Here is a 20,481-nt window from a genome sequence, read left to right as displayed (position 1 = left end):
TCGCTACCCCATAGACCCGGATTATAAATGAGAATCATTATTATTTGTGTAAGCGCGCGTGCGCAGTAGGGGTATGCCAAGGTTGGCCGCATCAGGCGGCGGGCGGGCAGGACAACATGCGCCGCCAGACGTCGTCCTGCACTTGCCGCACCTGCCGCAAGCCGTCCGGCCCCCGATAGATGTCCAGGGTATTCGGCCACGCCATATCGATGAACAGCAGCCGCGCCGGATCGATCAGCAGGGACTGGCCGACATATTTCCCCTTGATCTCGCCCTTGTTTACGGTCAGCAGGCGCGCGCCGCCGGCCAGCGCCCGCTCTTCCAGCGCGACGCCGCTGCGCTCGGCCACATCGCGCAGCCAGCGTTCGCGCCAGCGCGCCTGCTCGCCGAACTGCCCCGTTGGCGGCCGGTCCAGCTTGACGACAGCCGCCACGGGCCCGCCTCTCCCCGCCTGCAGCGAAAAGCCCATGCGCTCCTGCAGTTCGACCGTGTATGCCTCGCCCTTGACGTCGATCTGGTAGCGCCCCGCCCCGTCCTGCATCAGCAGGTCCGCCTGGTGGTAGCCAGGCTGGACGCACTGGGCGTACTGATAGGCCAGCACATCGAGGAACGGTGGTTCGGCGGGGGCCGCCGCCATGGCGGACGCCAGGCTGGCGCACAGGGCGGCCGCGGCCGCGCATTTCATCGTATTCATTCTTGCTCCGGTTCGCGTGGGATGGCGATGGCGGCCGAAAAACACGCCCGGCGCGCCATCATGTTGCTTTTATATAAAATCTTGCACTATTTTTTTCTGATGGTGGATTTGGCAAGACGGGCACTGTACCCGATAGGGAAAAAATGCCCCGCACGGCCAGCGCAGAACGGCCGCTGGCGCACGATTCAATTGAATCGCGCTTGTTAAATCACTATTTCTAAGGTGTAATCTTATAAGCAAATCATTGAATTAATTGCAAGTACGCTCATTTCGCCACACGGAGTACCCCTCAATGTCCGACCTGGTTCATGCAAGCGCGTCGTCGCCATCCCGTGCCTCCCCCGGCGCGGCACCCGCCGCCAACGGCTACAGCCAGGCCACGCGCCTGCTGAAGCTGAGCACGCCGCTGGGCCCGGACAAGCTGCTGGCCGAATCCGTGCGCGGCGAGGAAGGCTTGAGCCAGGGATGCGTGTTCCACATCGCCGCCCTTTCGCTCGACGCGGCCATTCCGCTCAAGTCGCTGATCGGCCAGCCCGTCCTGCTGGAATTGCTCATGGCCGATGGCGGCTGGCGCCCGTTCCACGGCCACATCACCGCCGTCGAACGGGCCGGTGCGAACGGCGGCTTTGCCCGCTACAAGCTGACCCTGCAGCCGTGGAGCGCCTTTCTCGCGCACGGCCGCGACAGCCGCATCTTCCAGGACATGGCGGTGCCCGACATCCTCGAAGTGCTGTTCCAGCGCTACCAGGGCCAGGGCATGCTGGTGCCGGCCTGGCGCTTCGAGCTGCTCGACCGCGCGCGCTATCCGAAGCGCAGCATCTGCACCCAGTACCAGGAAAGCGACTGGGCGTTTGCGGAGCGGCTGATGAGCGAGGAAGGCATGTTTTACCATGTCGAGCACGCCGGCGACGCGGGCAGCGCCAGCCTGGGCAGCCATACCCTCGTGATTGCCGACCACAACGGCAGCTTCAAGCCGAATGCCCAGGCCAGCATCGCCTTTACCCAGCCGGGCGCCGTCATGCCGCAGGACAGTATCGACCGCTGGCGCATGCATCTGCGCCAGCAAACCAACGGCATCGAGCTGTCCAGCTGGGATTACCGCACGCGCGGCGAGCGCGCCGTCAGCGTGGGCAGCGCCGCCGGCGACGGCATGCCGCTGGTCAGCCGCGACGCGCCCGGCGCCTATGCCTATGCCTCGCGCGAACAGGGCCAGCGCATCGCCGAGCAGCAGCTGCAGGCGTTCACGGCCAGCAAGGAAGTCTTCGTCGGCGCGGGCACCGTGCGCACCCTGGCGCCGGGCACCACGTTCACGCTCACGGGCCAGGCGCAAACCGATGCGGCCGCCAATGACGACGAGCGCAGCTTCCTCGTGGTGCGCACCGTGCACCTGATGCACAACAACCTGGACGCGGAACTGGGAAGCGGACTGCTGCAGCGCTTTGGCCAGGGCTTGCTGGACATGCTGACCGGCGAAGAACAGACGGACAGCCTGCATGCGGCCGGCAAGTCGATCGCCGAGCGCGCGCCCTACCGCAACCGCATCGACGCCATCCGCAGCAAGATACCGTACCGCAGCAGCCGCGCCGACAGCCACGGCCACTTGCTGCATCCGCGTCCCACCGTCTTCGGCCAGCAGACGGCCATCGTCGTGGGCCCGGCCGGCGCGCAACTGCACACGGACCGCGACCACCGCATCAAGGTGCAATTCCACTGGCAGCGGGGCGCGCAAAGCCACAGCCGGCTGGCCCATCCGGCCGCCGACGGCCACACGGGCGCGCCCGGCGACGACAGCGCCGGCACCTGGGTGCGCGTGGCAACGCCGCTGGCGCCCGTCGCCGGGGCCAACTGGGGCAGCAATGCCCTGCCCCGCGTGGGCCAGGAAGTGCTCGTCGACTTCCTTGAGGGCAATATCGACCGCCCCGTCGTGATCGGCACCCTGTATAACGGCCGCGGCCAGGCCGATGCGCAAAGCAACCAGGTCAACCGGGGCGCGGGCGCGGCAACGGGCAATGCGCCCGCCTGGTTTCCCGGCCAGGCGGGCGCCCACGCCCATCCTGCCGCGCTGTCGGGCATCAAGACCCAAGCCATGCAGGCAAGCCAGAGCGGCGCCGGCGCCTACAGCCAGCTGGTGTTCGACGACAGTCCGGGCCAGGCCCGCGTCGCCCTGCAGCGCCATGCGGGCGCGCACCAGGGCACGGCCGAGCTGAACCTGGGCCATCTGCGCCACCAGAGCGACAATCAGCGGCTGGCGCCGGCCGGTTTCGGCGCCGAGCTGAAAACGGAACACAGCGCTGCCCTGCGCGCGGGCGCGGGCCTGCTGCTGTCGGCGCATGGCCGCGATGGCGGCGCGGGCAGCCAGATGGATGCAAAGGAAGCGCTGGAGCAAATCCGGCAAAGCCTGCAATTGCAAACGTCGCTGGCCGAAACGGCACACAAGCATCAGGCGCTCAAGCTGGCCATTCCGGAGGGGGTGGGGCAGCCGGCAGCGGCAACGCAGCCGGACGCCGCGCCCGAGGCGGCCATCTTGCCCGCCATCGCGCAGATGGAACACAGCGCCACCGTCCTGGGCGCCACGGCCGATGGTCAGGCCGCGGATGCGGGACAGGGCCAGCAGCCATCGGGCGGCCAGGGCCAGGTCAGCGCCTACGCGGAACCGCATCTGCAATTGTCCAGCCCATCAGGCATTGCCGCCACGACGCCCGCCAATGCCGTGCTCACGGCGGGCGGCAGCGCCAGCGTGACGGCTGGCGCCGACATCAACTTTGCTGCGCAGGGCAACAGCATGTATGCGCTGGGGAAAGGCATCAGCCTGTTTACCTACGGCAAGGCCAGCAACAAGGACAAGCCGAACCAGGAAACGGGCATCCGCCTGCATGCGGCCAGCGGCAAGGTCAGCAGCCAGAGCCAGTCCGATGAAACGCGGCTCACGGCGGACAAGGCCGTCACCGTCACCAGCACGGCCAAGAGCGTGGCCGTGGCGGCCAAACAGCACGTGCTGATGACGGTCCAGGGCGCCTACATCCGCCTCGAAGGCGGCAATATCATGCTGCACTGTCCCGGCAAGGTCGATTTCAAGGCCAGCATGAAGGAATTGACGGGGCCGGCGAGCAGCCAGCCCACCTTGCCGGCGATGCCGAATGCGGCCGACCTGGGCCGGGCAGTCGAACTGAACCTGCATTATGGCGATCTCGAGCCCGTCATTAACTCCCCCTACAAAATCACGTTCGCCAATGGCACGTCACTCAGTGGATTGCTCAACGACAAGGGCCATGCCCGCCTCGAAAACATTCCTCCCGGCGCGTATCACATTGAATATGGCGAGGACCAGCGCGACTGGGTGGCGCCCCCATTGGTAGCGGAGCCCCGTCTGCAGCAAGCGAGGCAGCAGCTGAAACAGGCATCCGCATTGCTGGAAGCGGCCAGGAAAACCAGTAAACCGGATGCCCAACCATGAGCCAGAACTTTGTCGATGAGATTGTAGAGTTTTTCAAGGACCTGATCCTGGGCGACTTCGAGGATGACCAGGGCAAGGCCGCCATGATCGTCGGCGGCGCCATTTCCCTGATCCCCGTGGTGGACCAGGTGATGGACGTGCGCGATGTCTCGGGCATGATCTACCGGGTCGGCAGGAAAGGCGTGTCGCGCGCGACCCGCGACGACTGGGTCGATATGGCGCTGGCAGCGTTCGGCTGCATTCCGGAAGTTGGCAGCCTGTTCAAGACCATCATCAAGCCCTTGCGCAAGTACCGCAAGGAAGCCGGCGCTGCGGTCGCGGGCGGCAATGTCATGATCGAAGCCATGCTGGGCAAGAGCAAGGGCGCCGCGATCAAATTCCTGAAAACCTTCCAGTGGGCGCAAAACACCCAGCTGGCGATCAGCACGGCCATGAGCGCGCTCGATAACTGCGTGGAGTTGCTCGGCTACCTGTCGACCAGCCATTGGTGGCTGCCGTCGGACTTGCAGCATTTGGCACGCGACATGAAGCCGCAAGTCGAAGCGGTGCGCGGCCCCCTCAAGGCCGGCATTGCGCAAGGCGCCAAGGCGCTGCAGGACTTGATCGAGGACATGCTGGGCGAAGACGCGTTATGGGCGGCAAAAAAAATCGCCGTCGCCGCCGGCACCGGCGCCAATACGGCAGCCAGGCACAATCACAAGCCCGGCAACACACATCCGCACAGCGCCAACGCCCAGTTCAAATCGCCCACGATCAACACCGATAAAAAAACCAAAGGCGTGGATGCCAAAGCAAAAAACAAAGAACGGGACTCGCCGGGCAAGGGCAAGGAACACAAACCCGTGGACGACTCGCACCGCCAGAGCAGCGACGGCGGCACCGCGCCGGTGAAGAATACGTCGCGGCCGATTCGCGAATTGCTGTCTGAAATCAAATTTGGGCCGCGGGGACTGGTCGGTGAGCATATGGCCGACTACTACCATATGGATCATGTGCTCAAGAAGGCAGGCGCTTGGCCGCACGGCAACATCCATGGCAAATGGCGCAGCGAATATCCACGCATTGTCGGCCCCGATAGCAAACACAAGCGCCCCACGGAGTTAGTGCCGGAAGACCTCGCCAAGGTGACGCTGTCTGGGGTCGATACGATCTGGCAAACGGATGGCCCTACTTTCCACTTCATCGAAGCGAAATTCAGCGAGAGCGTGTACAGCCTGCATGCGCGCCTGAAAAAAAATACGGCAAAAGGTACCATTCCGCCGCCACCCGCATCGTCCAACGACAGGCAGCTAATGTTATGGACCTTGCTTGGGGAACCCAAAAAAGGGACGCAGATGGGCAGAGAATGGCTAGGCAACAGTGTCGATAGCCCCTCAATGCTAGCCCCCGGCAACTTGAAAAACCGCTGGATATATTTGATGCTGGGTACCACCGCGCTTTCCAATCCATTCGTGACAGAGCGCCAGCCAAATGGCAAGCTCAAGTTAACAGCAGCGCCTGGCATTGTTGACCACCTTGAAGCAACATTGGAATTACTCGCTTCAGGTGATCATTACAATATAAAAATACATGACAAGCATAAAAAAACTCATGGCATAAGCGATACGTTCGACCATACTGAAATCGATCGCATAGAAAAGAGCCGTATAGGTGCGAAAAAAATATCTTCAAAAAAAGGGACCGGCCAACAAAAATCGCAAGAGAAAAAAAATAACCCAAGCAAATCAGCGTCCAAAAGTAAACCAGGGAACAAATAGCGATGAAAAATAAACCATTTCATGAGCGTCGCCGCCAGCAATTTCTCTACGAAGAGCTCTACAATAAAACAAGGGAAAATCTATTAGCATTAATTGAAGTCCGACTTGCAAATAAAAAAATAGTAGAATCAACGCTGGAAAACTCCGTAGTGCATCAGTTTTTGTATTTGGAAGCGTTCTGGATATGGATGCTGGACTACACAGCGGGTGAACCGATCGATGCACTGGCACCACGTATCGCCGGCATCGTGGATAAGTTTGAAGAATGGAATGAGGTCGATCAATTCTGTCAACAGGAAGCTGCGCTTGAGTTTCCGGATTATGGGCCGTACGAATACAACGGAGCACCAGACTTTTCCACGCTTGCAAATTATGAAAACACACTACAGCTACTCGGCATTGCGATATTACTGCGAGATCAACATTCGATATTACGCATCATCTACGTGCTACGCAGTCACCGTGGCCAGGATGGATTATTTGAGCAATTAATTGGCGCTTATGTCGAGGATAAGCAAGATCTTGATTCGTGCATTCTTGAAAAGCCCTATGATACTTTACTCCAGGTTTTCTACGAAAATAATGAAAAAGACACACTCAAACTGCTCCAGAAATACCTGAAACAGTGGTATCCAGCCATGAAAGATCATCCCCGCTGGTACGACGGGCATCTGAGAATCAGGGACGAAGGCTACGCTCCCTATTACGGTTACTGGGCATTTGAAGCTGGTGCGACGGTTTTTTTACTTGACCTGGACGACAGCCAGATCGACCATCTGGTCTATCCCAAGGACTTGGTCGATTATGCACGCCAGCTGCGGAAAGATGGCCGCTACACCAGCCTGGACACAGAACCGCTAATGCGCAAGGGGCGCGTCGAGGGCGGCCAGCCCTGCCCTCGAACTGGCTTCTGGGAAACCCCAGCAAAATTACACAGCCGCAGCCACTTCGCGCAAGGCCAAATCATGCCTGTTTTTGACGATGCGGCATACGGTGAAACCATCTGGTATTGGAGTGAAGAGCAATAGCCAATATGTCGTCTCACACAGCCAAGTATGTTAGGCATTTACGTTGAACGCAATGTCCGACAACATCTTGCAGAAATCTGCACTAAACAAGAAAAATGGTATTTCGCCATGAAAAATAGCGTCTTTCACGAACGGCGTCGGCAAAATTTTCTTTATGAAGAACTTTATAAAAAAACACGAACAAATCAACTTTCCTTGATACGGGGAGGAGGAGAAAACAGAAAGGATGCATATTCGAGAGGCGAAAGTTCCTCCGTTCATCATTTCCTGTATCTGGAATTACTCTGGATATGGATGCTTGACTACACGGCAGGCATAGACCTCGATCAACTGGCGCCTCGAATCGCCGATATCGTGGACAAATTTGAAGAGTGGAACGAAGTGGATCAAAAGTATCAACAGGAGTGTGCGCTGCAGCTGCCTGAATATGGTCCGTATAAATATTCGGGCGCGCCCGATTTCTCGACACTTTCCGACTACGAAGACACGCTGCAACTGCTGAGCATTGCCATTTTGGCGCGCGATCAGCGTTCGGTCCAACGTATCATTCACATACTTCGTAGCCATCGCGGTCAAGATGGCTTGTTCGAGCAATTGATCAGTGCTTATGTCGACAACGTCGTCGAGCGCGATACCTGTGTACTTGGCTCCCCTTATGACACCTTGCTACGTGTGTTTTATGAAGAAGATGAAACGGCCACACTCTCCTTGCTCAAGAAATATCTGCAACAATGGTATCCGGCAATGAAGGATCATCCTCGCTGGCATGACGAGCATCTCAGGATCAGCGAAGAGGGCTATGCTGGCTATTATGGCTATTGGGCATTTGAAGCCGGAGCCGCAGTCTTTATTCTCGACCTGGACGACAGCGCTATCGATCATCTGGTCTACCCTAAAGACTTGGTCAATTATGGCCGCAAGTTACGCGCCGAACACCGTTACACAAGCATGGATACTGACTTAATAAATAAAGTCGGTCGTGTCGACGGCGGCCAACCCTGCCCCCAAACCGGCTTCTGGGAAACCCCAGCAAAGCTACACAGCCGTAGCCATTTTGAGCAAGGCAAAATCATGCCTGTTTTTGACGATGCGGGATACGGTGAAACCATCTGGCACTGGAGTGAAGAGCAATAGCCAATATGTCATCTCACACAGCCAGGTATGTTAGGCATTTACGTTGAACGCAATGTCCGACTACATCTTGCAGAAATCTGCACTAAACAGGAAAAATGGTATTTCGCTATGAAAAATAGTGTCTTTCACGAACGGTGTCGGCAAAAATTTCTTTATGAGCAAGCATATAAAAAAACGCGAATAAATCAACTCTCATTAATTGAAGGTCAACTTTCCAATAAAAAAATAACCAACTCAATACAAAATAAAACTGTCATTCATCAATTTCTATTTTTGGAACTGTTCTGGATCTGGATGCTCGATTATACGGCTGGCGAACCGATCGAGACACTGGCGCCCCGCATCGCGGGTATCGTGGATAAATTTGAAGAATGGAATGAAGTCGATCAACTCTATCAGCAGGAAGCGGCGCTTGACTTTCCAGAATACGGGCCATACGAATACGAGGGAGCGCCACAGTTTTCCATCCTTTCCGAGTATGAAGACACGCTTCAACTACTCAGCATCGCCATCCTGCTACGCGATCAGCGTTCGGTGCGACGCATCATCCACGTACTGCGTAGCCACCGTGGCCACGATGGACTGTTCGAGCAATTAATTGGCGCATATGTCGAGGACAGTCAAGACCTCGACACCTGCATTATCAGCAAGCCCTACGACACCCTGCTGCAAGTATTTTATGAAGATGATGAGAAAACCACACTCAAGTTGCTCCAGAAGTATCTGAAACAGTGGTATCCGGCCATGAGAAATCATCCGCGCTGGTACGACGAGCATCTCAACATCAACGAGGAAGGCAATGCCGCCTATTACGGCTACTGGGCATTTGAAGCAGGGGCGACCGTCTTTATACTCGACCTGGACGACAGCCAGATCGAGCATCTCGTCTACCCCAAAGACCTGGTCGATTATGCGCGACAGTTATGGAAAGCAGGCCGCCACACCAGCCTTGGAGATGAAACCATCGGCCGAACGAGAACGCGGCGAATAGAATGAAAAATCCACCATTTGATGATCGTCGCCGCCAACAATTTCTTTGTCAGGAACTATATGAGAAAACCCTGGAGAATTCACGCGCCCTGCTACAAGTTCAGCTGAAAAACAAGGAATCAGCTGAATTCGCTGACGACATCAGTTTGGCGCACCATTTCTTATATCTTGAAAATTTCTGGATCTGGATGCTCGATTACACCGCTGGCGTGCCAATCGAGAAACTTGCGCCACGGCTGTCAGATATCGTGGACAGGTTTTCGGAATGGAACGAAGCCGATCAGTATCGGCAAGAGGAAATCTTGTCGCAATATCCCGAATATGGCCCATACCGATACAGGGCAGCGCCGAATTTCGGCGACCTGTCCGATTATGAAGATACGCTGCAATTACTAAGTATCGCCATATTATTGCGCGATCAGCGCTCGGTCATGCGCATCATCCGCATACTTCGCAGTCACCGAGGACAGGACGGCCTGTTTGAACAACTGACTGGCGCGTATGTGGACGATGAGATGACCCTCGATACCTGCGTACTGGGCCAGCCCTACGACACGTTGCTGCAGACGGTATATGAAAGCGATGAGGATGCGGCACAAATGCTCATCAAAAAATATTTGAAGCAGTGGTACCCTGCCATGAAGGATCATCCACGCTGGTACAACGGCCATCTGCGCATTAGCGACGAGGGCTACGCTCCCTATTACGGTTACTGGGCATTTGAAGCGGGCGCGATGGCCTTTGTGTTTGACCTCGATGACAGCGGTATCGATCATTTCGCCTATCCGACAGATCTCGTTGCGTATGGACGCACACTACGCGAGGAAAACCGTTATACCAGCATAGATAGGAACGATGCGGGCGATGTCGGGCATGTCGAAGGCAAACAGTCCTGCCGTGACACGGATTTTCGGGGGTAAGGATGCAGACTCTGGACGAACACTCTTTCTTGGCCAGGCGCAGGGAACCGCTGCTGTCCTACTCGATTTACCTTGAAAGCAAGCACGGTATGGAAGTAGGCATCGGCATGGTGGCCGCCGGCTTGCAACAACCTGCCGAAGTACTGCAAAATATCCCGCCAGAAAACTTCATGACAGCCACGCGCGAGCGGGCCTGGGATGGCATAGACCTGCTCAGCCTGGCTTACAGCGCCGGCCATGCGACTGCCGATCTGCGCGCGCTATACCCCACGATACTCGACTACTGGGAAGAGTTTGCCAACTATGACAGGGCTTTTGACGTGCAGGCCAGCGCCGCGGAACAGGGATTTCCCCACTTCGCCCTGCCCGGTGATGGTTACGAGCAGGTCAACCGCATGATCTGCCTTGGTATTCTCCTGGGTTGGGGCAGTTTGCTGCCCCGCCTGGCGCCTATCATCGACTTCAACAACCATGAAAAAGATGGGCTGGTCGAACGCCTGCTGGCATTTTCCATCGATGGCAGGGATACCGACTGGCAGGAATGCACGCGCCACATGCCCTACGTCAAGACGCTCAAGATATTTGCGGCAGCAAAAAACCAGCGCCCGGCGCTGATGAAGAATTACCTGAAGCAATGGTATGACGCCAGCCGCCGCGAACCCTACCATGACAGCCATGCGCGCGACACGTCCTTTTCAGGCTACTGGTCATGGGAAGCGGCGGCCGTCACCTGCCTGCTCAATATCGACGACAGCAGCTACCGCGATGACAAATTCTATCCCGCCGACCTGGTGGCATTCCACCGTCAGCCACCCTGTATGCGATTGGCGCCAGCATGCGCCACAGACCCGCCGTGATCGCAGCCTGCCTCCTCTGCGCCATGCCCACGCTGTCGCAAGCCGCCGACTCGCCCTTTCCGGGGATTTATTCCGTCATCGATCCCGTCACGGGCATGACGCAGGATGTGCTGAAAATCGAACCGTTCATCAACGGCGAATTCAACGTCTTTCCCCGCTTCGCAGGGAAACGGGCGTGGGCTGGCGTGCTCTCCGGGAAGGTGATGGGCGCCAGGGATCGCTATCTGGAGGAAGCATTATTTCCGCAGGACAGCAAGGTGCGCACCCTGGCCATTGCAGACATCGGCTACCTGTACCGCACGCCCGGCGACAGCTATTCGCGCGACGGCCGCTCGGATACCGGCTACCTGAGTCATATCTTTGCCATCGGCATCAAGCCCATGCAGCGCCGGCCGCTGCTGGCAAGCCACCAGGAACGCGGCGAGCGCAGCCAGCATGACTACCGGCCCGGGGCCGACGAGGCGAAGATAGCGATCAGCACCCTGAACTACAGCGCCCGTCCCATCCAGGTCGGCGTCAGCGACGCCGGCAATCCTGCCAATGCCGTCGATACCGATCCCCTGAACCCTTACATGAGCAGCGCCGCCAATTGCTGTTTCTACCTGCCGGCCACGCCGCACACGCCGGTGCAGCTGAACATCGAGTACCGCTGGTTGCCTCACGGCAAGCCGGAAACGCGCACGCTGCCGCTGCCGGCCGGCAATGCCACCGGGGAGCTGCAGGTCATCGTGCAAGCCGATGGCAAGCTGGCGCTGGAATTTCGCGACCCGCACGAATCGCAGTCGATAACGGAGGATGGCGGCGTCCAGGCCGGCAATGGCAGGCTGTATCCGGCCCTGCCCGCTGCCGAGCGCAAGGCCGTGCTGGCCGCGGAGCTGGCACATCAGCAACGTGCCCTCAAAGACATCAACAAGAAACTGGAGAAACTGTCCCCGGCGACACCGTTGCAGCGCACGCAGCGGGTGGCAGAACTGGTCGAAGAGCGGCAGACCACCGTAACCTATCTGGAAGCGTTTTCCGCATGCAAAGCGGCCGTGCGCGAGTGCGACAAGCAAGCCAGGGCGGCGGCCCGCGCCAGATAGCGGCCAGGCCCGTTTCTGCTAAGCTAGCGCGGTATCTCCACCCGTCGACGCCTCTTTCGGCGGTACCCGCATCGCCTCTTTTACACCGCCCAATTCCGGTTTTGACCCCTCATATCGCCAGTAAAGATACTTCTTGCCTCGCTTCCCCATGAAATACTGGCGATTTCGAGACCAGCGGCTGGCTTCGACAAAGCCGATACTGGAGTCACTCATCTGATTCTTGAAACCCGCAACGGAATCATGCACATAACGATCGAAGAATTTGTCGAATAACGTCCGCTCCGCCGCCGGCATCGACTTTCGGAGCTTGCCTTTCCAGGCATCGTAGATCGCATCTTCCAGCGGTTCCGTCGCACTACGGAAAAAGCCTGTCTTCTTTTCTGCGATATTCTGCACGTCGCGCTCCCATTCGCTGTCCGTCGTGGTCATGTACTTGTCCGGCGTGGCATACATAACGGATTGTCCCTTGGCGATGATGGCTTCGCGTTCCTTGCGTGCCGCGCGCTGGCGTTCCGTGCGCCCCCAGCGCCAGTGATAGTAATTGTTCATGTGGCTGATGACCTGCTTCTCGAGCTGCTTGTCTGTGCCGACGTGCTTCATGTAGGTGTCGAAGCAGGCCTGCAATTCGCTGCTGATGTTAAACAGCGAGCCGTAATCGCGCAGCACTTCTTCCGGCGACTTGAACGGCACCCCGGCAGCAAATGCCGACAGATACATATTGCATAGCGGAATGCGCGACAGCTCGTTTGACCGCCCTTCCTGATTCATGTCGTCATAACCGCCGCCCACGTCGGAGTGCGCCCCCGGATAGAGGGTTTCCCGGCAGTTCGAATCAGTGGTTTGATCAATGCGGACTGAATCCGATGGAAACTTCTCTCGCACTTCATGTGCGGCCACATAATGCTCGCAAAAGCGCACGTAAGGCGGAATGCGCAGATCGGAGGCCCATTCCGCATGGCCGCCCTCGTCGGCCATATACATGACGCCCCCCCAGACAGGTCCCAGATAATATTTGAGATTCGATTCGAGGCGGCTGCCGCCAAAGCCCACCGATGCCACCGTATCGAAAATGCCGAGGAAGTAAATCACCAGGCGCGGCTGGATAAAGCCGCCACTTCTGGTCCAGATCAGGCCATCGCCTTGCTGGTAGCACTGCGCAGCCAGCTGGCGCACAAAGCCCCGCGCCTGAGCCGCACCCCGGCTGAAGCCAAAAACCGCAACATTGATCTGATTCACATGCGGCATGTGTTTATCCACCCGCATCTTCAGCTCCTTCAGCATCCAGCTGATCCGGGCCTGCCCCTTTGCGGCGGACGCCATGCCGAGTGCCTTGTCGATGCCATCGCCGCTGTCTTGAATTTCCGGAAACGGCGTGCCGACCCCTGGCGCATAGATCGCGTAGGTCTGGCTTTTATCGTCTTCGGCCTTATGGGCAAATTTTCCCAGTTTCGCGATATTGCTGTACTTTTCACTCGACGCAGCCAGGGAACCATTGCCATCTTTTTTGAAATTATTGCCAGTTCCATCAAAAAAACAGCTGATCCAGACGGGCTTTCGGCAATCGGACGCTTTCGCACTGTTTTCCAGTCCCTTGCGATAGATTCCTCGGGCAATCCGTTCGCTTTTCGTGACGTCGCTAAGCCGGCGTATCGTTGGTTTGCTCATGGTCTATTCCCTGTGAGGTGTGCGGGGTATGCCAAAAAACGGATTTTCAATTTCCTGCTTGCAGAACTGGCCATGGGGAAGGCGCGTGGCATGCTGTTTCACCTGCTCTGCAGTCAGCGGCGATTGCGTCTTGAATGTGCCCAGATGTGCCTGGACTGTGCCATCGGCCAGAAAGTGAAACAGCACGATGCTTGGGCGCTCGGGCCCTTTGGCGGGCAGGATGTCGACGGTCGCCTGGCACCAGCGGCTTCCAGGAGAACTCTGCCTGGAAGTGCGTTCGTCATAATCAGCGCTCGATTTGCCATCGTGGTAGCTGGTATCGAACACCACGCTCCAGACCACCCGCACTCTGAGCGGCTTGTCCACGGGACCGTCCCAGATAAAACAGCAATTCCCGCTACTGAAACTGACTTTTTCGCCATTGTCCATGTTCGCTTCGCTCGCGTCGCGGAAAAAAATGGAACCGCCGCTGGGCGCTTCATCGATATTGAAGGGAAGTGAAATTCCCTTGAAGGCGATGGAATAAATATCGTAGGGCGTGTAGTTGTATGAGGTGGTGGTGAAGGTTTTCTCGCTTAATGCCTGCTGCAGCCGCTCTTCCTTTTCCTTGGAATTGCAGCCAGCCAGAATAAAGATGCACAAGACGATAGAGGTCAATTTTTTCATGTCTGGATCGCCTTCATGCGCGGGTAGCGGAAATGTCTTCGAGTGCAGCCCATTGCCCGGGACTCCAGGCCAGGACACGGTCGCTGAAGGACTGCGCCGTTCCTGCGGCCTGCAGGGCGATGGCGGCGGGCGGGGCCAGATGAAAATCGGCGCCGAACATGAGCGCCAGCATGCAATAGCTTTTCAAGTCCGTGGCCGAACTCAATCCATAGGCTTGCGCCTGGCCCAGCTGCTGGAAAAAAAAGTCGTAGCGCTGGTCAGGCGGCAAGACATCAAGCGCCTGCGCATCATCGTTCTCGATTTGCTTCATCACCATATACGGCAGTGTTCTATTCATCAGTTCGACATATTGATGTTCTGTCAAGGACATGGGTTCGCTTTTCACGGGTGCGGGCGCCATATGCCGATCACCGGGTACGGTTTGCGGCCGCCCACGTGCGTCCAGGTACAGCCATCCTGTAATGTCTGCGAGCGCCGCCTTGCGCTGCGCCGGTTCCAGCACGTCCAGCCAGTGCGGCAGGACCAGGGGATCGTAGTAGCGCATGATCCACTCGGTCCCGTCATCGTGCACCACGTCGGTCAGCCAGGTCAGCCGCGCCAGCAATGGCGGCAGAGGCTGGTCCGTAACAATCAGCGACATGAAATGGGCGCTGCCGGCCGTGCAGAGCAATTTGGCGAGCAAGGGACATTGCCCGCCCCGTATATGCCGCAGCAATATCGGACCAGCGTACATGGCGTCCGGCCTGGCCGATTCGCCCAGCAGAAAATACAGCTCGACGCTGTGATCGCTGGGCAAGCTGATACGGGCCAAGCCATCGAACTTGGCGCCGTCAATCAAGCTGCAGAGGGCCATGTCCTTGTCAAAAGGGGGATTATTGAGCAGCGCCAGCAGCTGCAAGCCGCACGCGTTGTCGGTCATGGCTACTCTCCCTTCGCGGCAAAGGGCGAGCCGCTCCTGGCCGCATTTAACAGACATTCCATGCAAATACTGCGCGGCATGACCGGCAGTGGATAGCTTTCGCGCTGCGGCCCGCTAAAACTCTTCTTGCCGGCATGCACCGTGATCTTGCCCGGGCACTGGATCGTGATATTGCCGCCCTCGATCGTGATATTCGCCCCGCCCGCCGTCGACAGGCGGATGCTTTTTGCCGCCGCCCAGTCGATGTGCGCCGTGGCGCTGACCACATGGACGTCGTCGCGCGCCTGCACCTTGAGCACGTCCGCCTGCGCCTGCAGGTCGATGGCCTGTTTGGCGGCGATCAGCTGCAGGCCGATATTGTCTTCGCCCGCCTTGACCACGCCGCCCAGGGTGCCGATGGCCTGGCCCGCGTGCACGCGCAGCTGGCCACCACCGACAAATTGCGTATCGAGTCCGCTCATCAGCGAAACCGTTTCGCCGTTCGCCATCTGGATGTCCTTGCCGGCCAGCACGCCCAGCCCCGCGCGGGCGGCGATGGCGATGATGGCGTCGCTGCTGTGCGGCAGCTTGTCGTCGCCGGGACTGGTGGGCTTGGCAGCCGCGTCGCGCCTGGCGGCGGCCGTATCGTCCTGGCTCAGCATGCCCGAGGCAGTCGTCAGGAACGCGGCCAAGGGCGCCGCCTTCTCGTCGAGCACGCTGGCATCGGCCTTGGCCGCGCCGAGGTGGCCCGCATACGCCACGGTCTCGTGCGTGACGGCGGCGGCGCTGAAGGTTGCGCCCAGCTTGGCCGCCTGCTTGAGCAAGACCATGCCGGGCGCATTGTCGCCGGCCGGGTCGCGCGCCTGCGCGTCATGGTTGACGAGATAACTGGAAATCAGGAGTCCGGCCCCGGCCCGCACGGCGCCGTAATCGTCGGTGCGCAGCTCGGCGCCCGTGCCGCGCAGGCTGCCCCGGTAATTGTCGGCCGCATGCACCAGGTGGCCAAGATTGAGTTCGCTGGCGCCATGGCTGCTCTTGAGCTGGATGCGGCCCTGCTGGTCCGTGTCGTCGAACAGCAGCTGGTTGTAGCCGGCACCGGCGCCGGCGCCACCGAATTCCTTGCTGCGGATGCCCCATTGCGCCGCGCCGTTGCGGTGGCTGGCGGCGCCGCCGGCCGCGCCATGCCACAAGGGACTGTTGCCGCCCGCCACATTGCCTTGCGCCGACGGGACATGGTCGCGCGCGGGATCGAATACGCCCGCATCGGACGGCTGATCGGCCACGCCGCCCGGGGTCGGTGCGACACCGCCCTCGCCCTGTCCGTTGTACAGGGCGCCGACGATGATGGGGCGGTCGATATCGTTTTCCAGGAATTGCACCAGCACTTCCTGGCCGATGCGCGGCAGAAACTGGCTGCCCATGCCGCCGCCGGCCGAACGCTGCGCCACGCGCACCCAGCAGGTGGCATTGCCGTCCTGCTGCCAGTGAAAGCGGATGCGCACCCGGCCCAGCCTGTCGCAATGGATCTCGCTGCCGCCGCTGGCGCGCGCGCCGCCATCGGGCCCCACCACGATGGCGCTCTGACTGCCGAAGGCCGTGGGTTTCGGGTGATGGCGCAGGTCGCCGCCGTCTTGTGCCGGGCGCCACGGCGTATCGGCCGCGATGGCTTCAATATGGTTGGCATAGCCGCTCTCGGCCGCCTGCGCGATCACTTGCTGGAAATGCGCGATATCGCCCGGCGCCAGCGCCTGGTCCATCAAGCCTTCCTGCAGCAATTCGGGAATGGGGCCGAACAGTTCGGCCAGCCCCTGCCGGGCCTGCGCCGGCAGGTTGTTGACGCCCACGCTGCACACGCGCAATACGACCAGGGCGGGTGCCTCGTCGCCCTCCTGTTGCAAGGGACCTTGCGTCAAGGTAAAACGGGTGCCGGCACGCAAGGTGCGCACGGTGGAGCGCGCCTCCCAACGTGCGCTGCGCGCTTCGATCGCCTGCATCTGCAGCAAGGCATAGCGGGCCGCCTGGGCCGCATCGGCATAAAAATACTGGCCCGGCGCATCGTAGCTTTCCAGCACCATGGCGTTCTTGCCGCCGGGCGCCAGGCGCGTGGGCACGCTGGCGCTGACGGCTTTCTTGGCCTTGTAGTCGTAGCTGAGGACGGTCGCTATCGAGGTGCTCAGCGCCCGCCCACGGCGCAGCGCCTGGATCGCATCGGCCTGCTCCATGGCCCGTGCGCCGTGGAAACGCAAGCCGCCGCCGGCGGCACTGCTGGCGTCTTCCGGCACGGCGCTCAGCGTGCTGCTGTCGGCAAACAGCACCAGGCAGTGGCCGCCCTCCTGTTCTTCGAAACGCCATGCCAGCCCCTCTTCGGCCAGCAGGCGGCTGACGAAAGCCAGGTCCGATTCGCGGTACTGGCAGCAATAGCTGCGCGGCGACGCCTGCTGCATGAACGGGCCCGTGTCGTCGCTCCAGCGCCAGACGGCCTGCGGCGCGTAGGCGGCGAAGACGCTTTCCACAATCTCGGTCACGCTCTTGTCTTGCCACACGCGGCTGTTGCGCGCCTGGCTCAGCAGCCACAGCCACGGCGTCAGGCGCAGCCGGAAACGGGCCAGGCCCCCTTCGCTGCCCAGCATGGCCGCCGCGCTGACATAGCCGCTGAACGCGGCGCGGCTGCCGTCTGCCAGGCTGGCCTGCAAGGTAGCTGGCTGACCCAGCAGCGGCGCCAGCGCCAGGTTGGCATCGGTGGACAGCACGATGATGTCGCGCGCGCCCACGCCTTGCACCTGCTCGTCGGAAGCAAACGCTTCCACCAGCAATCCGGCCGCAGTATCGCCGCCATCGCCGCCCAGAACCAGTTCATACAGCCGCGTCACGCTGCTGAAACCGGCCAGCGATGCGCCGACCTGCGTGGCCTGGTCCGTGCGCGCAGCGCTCATGCGCCGGCCTTTGCGGCGGACTTGGCCGCCTTGCATAGGGAATTGCCGGCGCCGCGGCCCTTGCACACGCGTTCGCGGCATGCGTCGGCCGCCGCGCGCTTCAAGCTCGCGCATTGCTGCAGCTGCGACCGCAGGCTGGCGGGCGGGGCGGGAACGGCTTGCGTGTGCGCCACGAGTGCCGCCAGCAAGGCGATATCGCTTTCTTCCTCGCGGCTGGTGGACGCCGCCACCTCGGCCTTGGCGGCCGGTTTTTTGGCCGGCGGGTGGGCTGCCTTGGGCATGCTTTTGGCTGGCGTTTTAGCGGGCGTCCTGGCAGGCCGCGCGGCAGGCGCCGACGGCGTTTCCAGGGCCTTGCTCAGCATATCGGCGGGAGGCGTGGCGGCAGGGGGACGGGCTGGCGCGGCAGTCAGCATGTCATTCAGGCTCTGCCGCGGCGCCGGGTCGATGGCGGCTGGCGCTTCATCGTGAATGCGGGCCGCTGCGGGCGGCGCGGGCGGGACAGTGGCGGCGGCCGGCAAGACGGCCGGCGCCAGCGCCTGGCCATCCGCCCCCCGCTGTCCCAGCCAGACGCCGGCCGCCAGCAGCAACAGGGCGGCAGCCGCCCCTGTTCCATAGCGTACCGCACGCCGGCCGCCCGGTGCGCCGCCGGCGACAGCCCCCGCCTTGCCGCCTTGCAGCGTGGTCAGGATACGGTTACGGTCGGCCTCGGCCTGCTGCGCTGGCGTCAATAAGCTGGGCCGGACCGAGGCCCTGGGGCTGTCGTCGTGAGGTCGCAAAATGTGAGCTCCTGTAATATTTGCAAGAGATTACGCTATTCAACAAAATCATGACGCGTGCCATAAAATCAACAGTGTGCACCCCCGCACAATTGAAATGCACAGTCCGTTAATTAGCAGTTTTGTAAGATATACTCCTGAGCAATATCCGTGACCCCGCAACGGCATTAGCCGGGGATATCACAAATTCTGCAGCCAAACATTCTTTTGATTGAGGTGCGCGTGTTCCTACTCGCGGTGGCACTGTATTTCATACTGGCATGCCTGATCAGTTGGCTGGCGCTGTTTCCGGCCGGCCGCGATTTTGTCGTGCAAGCCATGAATGGCGCGGAACAGCGCCTCGCCGCGTACTACCGCCGCCTTGCCAGAAGCCGGCAGGCGGGCCTGGCCAGCGTGTGCCAGGGCGGGACTGCCGCACTCGGCCACACGGCCGCTTTCCTGCGACGCCATTACCTGCTGTGCCTGGCGGGCATGGCCGTGATCAGCCTGCCGACGGTCCTTGCCCTCATGGCCGACAGCAAGCGCATGCTGGGTGCCTACGATGTGTCGACGCGCGAAATGAATGTCCAGGTGGCCAACCTGCTGCAGGGCGAGCAGCTGGTGCCGCCCGTCGACCTCCCGCCGCTCGTGTTTGCCACGGAAGAAGTACGGCTGGCGCGGCCCCTGCTGGTCTCGGCCAGCCGCAACTGGACACTGTTGAATACGGAATACGCGCAACGTTTATTGCTTATCTTTAAAATAATGAAAGAAAAGCATGGCTACGACATGGCGCTGCTGGAAGGCTATCGCAGTCCGGAGCGGCAAAACACGCTGGCGGCCATGGGACCGAGCGTGAGCAACGCGGCCGCGTTTCAAAGCTGGCACCAGTACGGCCTGGCCGCCGACTGCGCGTTTTTACGCGACGGCAAGCTGGTCATTTCGGAAAAGGATCCGTGGGCCATGCGCGGCTATCAATTGTATGGCGAAGTGGCCGAATCGGTGGGCATGACGTGGGGCGGACGCTGGAAAATGATGGATTTCGGGCATACCGAGCTGCGTTTGCCCGGTGTGATGAAAAAAAACTGAGAGGAGCGCATATGGCGGGTCCGGTAATCAGATTGGGCGATAAAACCTCGCACGGCGGTACCGTGCTCGAAGCATCGGCCGTGAGCGACAGCGGCGGCATCGGCATCGCGCGGGTGGGCGACAAAGTGGCCTGCCCCCTGCCCGGCCACGGCGTCTGTCCCATCGTCAGCGGCGACCCGAGCCTGGTCGTCGATGGCCGCCCCGTGGCCCGCCACGGCGACAAGACCAGCTGCGGCGCGGTGCTGATCGCCAGCCAGCAGACCACCACGGACCAGGCATGAGCGCGCGCCTGCACAAGGAAGAGCGCTGATGCGCGCGTGGCTGCGGCGCTGCCTGCTGGTGCTGGCCGTGTTTGCCCTGTGCTGGGGCGGCGCCATCTGGTACTGGCGCGCCAGCACGCGCGTGCCGACAGCGGGCGACCTGGCCGGCGCCATGCTGGTGCTGCCGCTATCGCTGCTGCTGGCATTCTGGCTGGGCAAAAAACTGCTGGCCAGGCTGGCAGCCGGGCCCGCCATGGCGGCCGCCGCCACGGCCGCGCCGCAGGCCCAGGCGGCACCAACGG

16 protein-coding genes and 1 pseudogene are annotated in these 20,481 nt (G+C 60.4%); 11 read left to right on the top strand and 6 right to left on the bottom strand.

The window, feature by feature from the left end:
• Window positions 1-91: 91 nt before the first annotated feature.
• Window positions 92-694 carry a hypothetical protein gene (locus GCN75_RS11655; RefSeq protein ID WP_152282664.1) on the bottom strand — a complete coding sequence of 201 codons (603 nt, stop codon included), beginning with the start codon at window positions 692-694 and terminating at the stop codon, window positions 92-94.
• Between the two features lie 292 nt (window positions 695-986).
• Here GCN75_RS11655 and GCN75_RS11650 point away from each other — a divergent pair, with 292 nt between their 5' ends.
• The 8 genes from GCN75_RS11650 (at window position 987) to GCN75_RS11615 (ending at window position 11,916) form a co-directional block, all read left to right on the top strand.
• Window positions 987-4,148: a type VI secretion system Vgr family protein gene (locus tag GCN75_RS11650; protein ID WP_152282663.1), complete on the top strand. Its 3,162-nt coding sequence runs from the start codon at window positions 987-989 to the stop codon at window positions 4,146-4,148.
• A complete protein-coding gene (locus GCN75_RS11645) occupies window positions 4,145-5,905 on the top strand; it encodes a hypothetical protein (RefSeq protein ID WP_152282662.1) in 1,761 nt (586 codons plus the stop codon). Before GCN75_RS11650 ends, GCN75_RS11645 begins: the two co-directional genes overlap by 4 nt.
• Before the next feature lie 2 nt (window positions 5,906-5,907).
• On the top strand, window positions 5,908-6,933 hold the full coding sequence (locus tag GCN75_RS11640; RefSeq protein ID WP_152282661.1) for a PoNe immunity protein domain-containing protein: 1,026 nt from the start codon (window positions 5,908-5,910) through the stop codon (window positions 6,931-6,933).
• 108 nt (window positions 6,934-7,041) lie between these two features.
• Window positions 7,042-8,067 (top strand): PoNe immunity protein domain-containing protein, encoded by a 1,026-nt coding sequence (locus GCN75_RS11635; RefSeq protein WP_193317473.1) that lies wholly within the window; start codon window positions 7,042-7,044, stop codon window positions 8,065-8,067.
• A gap of 108 nt (window positions 8,068-8,175) precedes the next feature.
• Window positions 8,176-9,063 carry a PoNe immunity protein domain-containing protein gene (locus GCN75_RS11630; RefSeq protein ID WP_193317472.1) on the top strand — a complete coding sequence of 296 codons (888 nt, stop codon included), beginning with the start codon at window positions 8,176-8,178 and terminating at the stop codon, window positions 9,061-9,063.
• Window positions 9,060-9,977, top strand: coding sequence for a PoNe immunity protein domain-containing protein (locus tag GCN75_RS11625; RefSeq protein WP_152282658.1), 918 nt, complete (start codon window positions 9,060-9,062; stop codon window positions 9,975-9,977). Before GCN75_RS11630 ends, GCN75_RS11625 begins: the two co-directional genes overlap by 4 nt.
• A gap of 89 nt (window positions 9,978-10,066) precedes the next feature.
• Window positions 10,067-10,834: a PoNe immunity protein domain-containing protein gene (locus tag GCN75_RS11620; RefSeq protein WP_193317471.1), complete on the top strand. Its 768-nt coding sequence runs from the start codon at window positions 10,067-10,069 to the stop codon at window positions 10,832-10,834.
• Entirely contained in the window at window positions 10,813-11,916 is a 1,104-nt protein-coding gene (locus tag GCN75_RS11615) for a hypothetical protein (RefSeq protein ID WP_152282656.1), read from the top strand. Before GCN75_RS11620 ends, GCN75_RS11615 begins: the two co-directional genes overlap by 22 nt.
• 18 nt (window positions 11,917-11,934) lie before the next feature.
• Here the strand turns inward: GCN75_RS11615 and GCN75_RS11610 are convergent, their stop codons facing one another.
• Genes GCN75_RS11610 through GCN75_RS11590 form a run of 5 tightly spaced genes read right to left on the bottom strand, consistent with a single transcriptional unit; the run spans window position 11,935 to window position 18,854 of the window.
• Window positions 11,935-13,581, bottom strand: coding sequence for a T6SS phospholipase effector Tle1-like catalytic domain-containing protein (locus tag GCN75_RS11610; RefSeq protein ID WP_152282655.1), 1,647 nt, complete (start codon window positions 13,579-13,581; stop codon window positions 11,935-11,937).
• Window positions 13,582-13,584: 3 nt separating this feature from the next.
• Window positions 13,585-14,247 (bottom strand): DUF3304 domain-containing protein, encoded by a 663-nt coding sequence (locus GCN75_RS11605; protein ID WP_152282654.1) that lies wholly within the window; start codon window positions 14,245-14,247, stop codon window positions 13,585-13,587.
• 13 nt (window positions 14,248-14,260) lie between these two features.
• On the bottom strand, window positions 14,261-15,166 hold the full coding sequence (locus tag GCN75_RS11600; protein WP_193317470.1) for a DUF4123 domain-containing protein: 906 nt from the start codon (window positions 15,164-15,166) through the stop codon (window positions 14,261-14,263).
• Window positions 15,167-15,168: 2 nt separating this feature from the next.
• Window positions 15,169-18,078, bottom strand: coding sequence for a type VI secretion system Vgr family protein (locus GCN75_RS11595; RefSeq protein ID WP_152282652.1), 2,910 nt, complete (start codon window positions 18,076-18,078; stop codon window positions 15,169-15,171).
• Window positions 18,075-18,854, bottom strand: coding sequence for a hypothetical protein (locus tag GCN75_RS11590; protein ID WP_152282651.1), 780 nt, complete (start codon window positions 18,852-18,854; stop codon window positions 18,075-18,077). The genes GCN75_RS11595 and GCN75_RS11590 overlap by 4 nt, the downstream gene beginning before the upstream one ends.
• Window positions 18,855-19,076: 222 nt before the next feature.
• Between GCN75_RS11590 and GCN75_RS11585 the strand changes: the two genes are divergently transcribed.
• The 3 genes and pseudogenes from GCN75_RS11585 to GCN75_RS11575 all read left to right on the top strand — a co-directional run.
• On the top strand, window positions 19,077-19,919 hold the full coding sequence (locus GCN75_RS11585) for a M15 family metallopeptidase (protein WP_193317469.1): 843 nt from the start codon (window positions 19,077-19,079) through the stop codon (window positions 19,917-19,919).
• A gap of 11 nt (window positions 19,920-19,930) precedes the next feature.
• Window positions 19,931-20,200, top strand: a complete 270-nt coding sequence (locus GCN75_RS11580; protein ID WP_152282650.1) for a PAAR domain-containing protein — start codon at window positions 19,931-19,933, stop codon at window positions 20,198-20,200.
• Between the two features lie 28 nt (window positions 20,201-20,228).
• Window positions 20,229-20,481: pseudogene (locus tag GCN75_RS11575) on the top strand (hypothetical protein); the annotation flags it as partial.

This window comes from Janthinobacterium violaceinigrum, assembly GCF_009208555.1.
In the GTDB taxonomy this organism is placed as follows: Bacteria; Pseudomonadota; Gammaproteobacteria; order Burkholderiales; family Burkholderiaceae_D; genus Janthinobacterium; species Janthinobacterium violaceinigrum.
The sequence above is the reverse complement of the archived record's forward strand: the minus strand, read 5'-3'. Positions and strand labels throughout refer to the sequence as shown.

Coding starts and splice junctions, on each gene's coding strand:
- GCN75_RS11620 (WP_193317471.1), top strand. CDS start 10,067: ATGGAAGTAGGCATCGGCATGGTGGCCGCCGGCTTGCAACAACCTGCC.
- GCN75_RS11595 (WP_152282652.1), bottom strand. CDS start 18,078: ATGAGCGCTGCGCGCACGGACCAGGCCACGCAGGTCGGCGCATCGCTG.
- GCN75_RS11580 (WP_152282650.1), top strand. CDS start 19,931: ATGGCGGGTCCGGTAATCAGATTGGGCGATAAAACCTCGCACGGCGGT.
- GCN75_RS11640 (WP_152282661.1), top strand. CDS start 5,908: ATGAAAAATAAACCATTTCATGAGCGTCGCCGCCAGCAATTTCTCTAC.
- GCN75_RS11605 (WP_152282654.1), bottom strand. CDS start 14,247: ATGAAAAAATTGACCTCTATCGTCTTGTGCATCTTTATTCTGGCTGGC.
- GCN75_RS11610 (WP_152282655.1), bottom strand. CDS start 13,581: ATGAGCAAACCAACGATACGCCGGCTTAGCGACGTCACGAAAAGCGAA.
- GCN75_RS11615 (WP_152282656.1), top strand. CDS start 10,813: ATGCGCCACAGACCCGCCGTGATCGCAGCCTGCCTCCTCTGCGCCATG.
- GCN75_RS11655 (WP_152282664.1), bottom strand. CDS start 694: ATGAATACGATGAAATGCGCGGCCGCGGCCGCCCTGTGCGCCAGCCTG.
- GCN75_RS11600 (WP_193317470.1), bottom strand. CDS start 15,166: ATGACCGACAACGCGTGCGGCTTGCAGCTGCTGGCGCTGCTCAATAAT.
- GCN75_RS11635 (WP_193317473.1), top strand. CDS start 7,042: ATGAAAAATAGCGTCTTTCACGAACGGCGTCGGCAAAATTTTCTTTAT.
- GCN75_RS11645 (WP_152282662.1), top strand. CDS start 4,145: ATGAGCCAGAACTTTGTCGATGAGATTGTAGAGTTTTTCAAGGACCTG.
- GCN75_RS11630 (WP_193317472.1), top strand. CDS start 8,176: ATGAAAAATAGTGTCTTTCACGAACGGTGTCGGCAAAAATTTCTTTAT.
- GCN75_RS11650 (WP_152282663.1), top strand. CDS start 987: ATGTCCGACCTGGTTCATGCAAGCGCGTCGTCGCCATCCCGTGCCTCC.
- GCN75_RS11625 (WP_152282658.1), top strand. CDS start 9,060: ATGAAAAATCCACCATTTGATGATCGTCGCCGCCAACAATTTCTTTGT.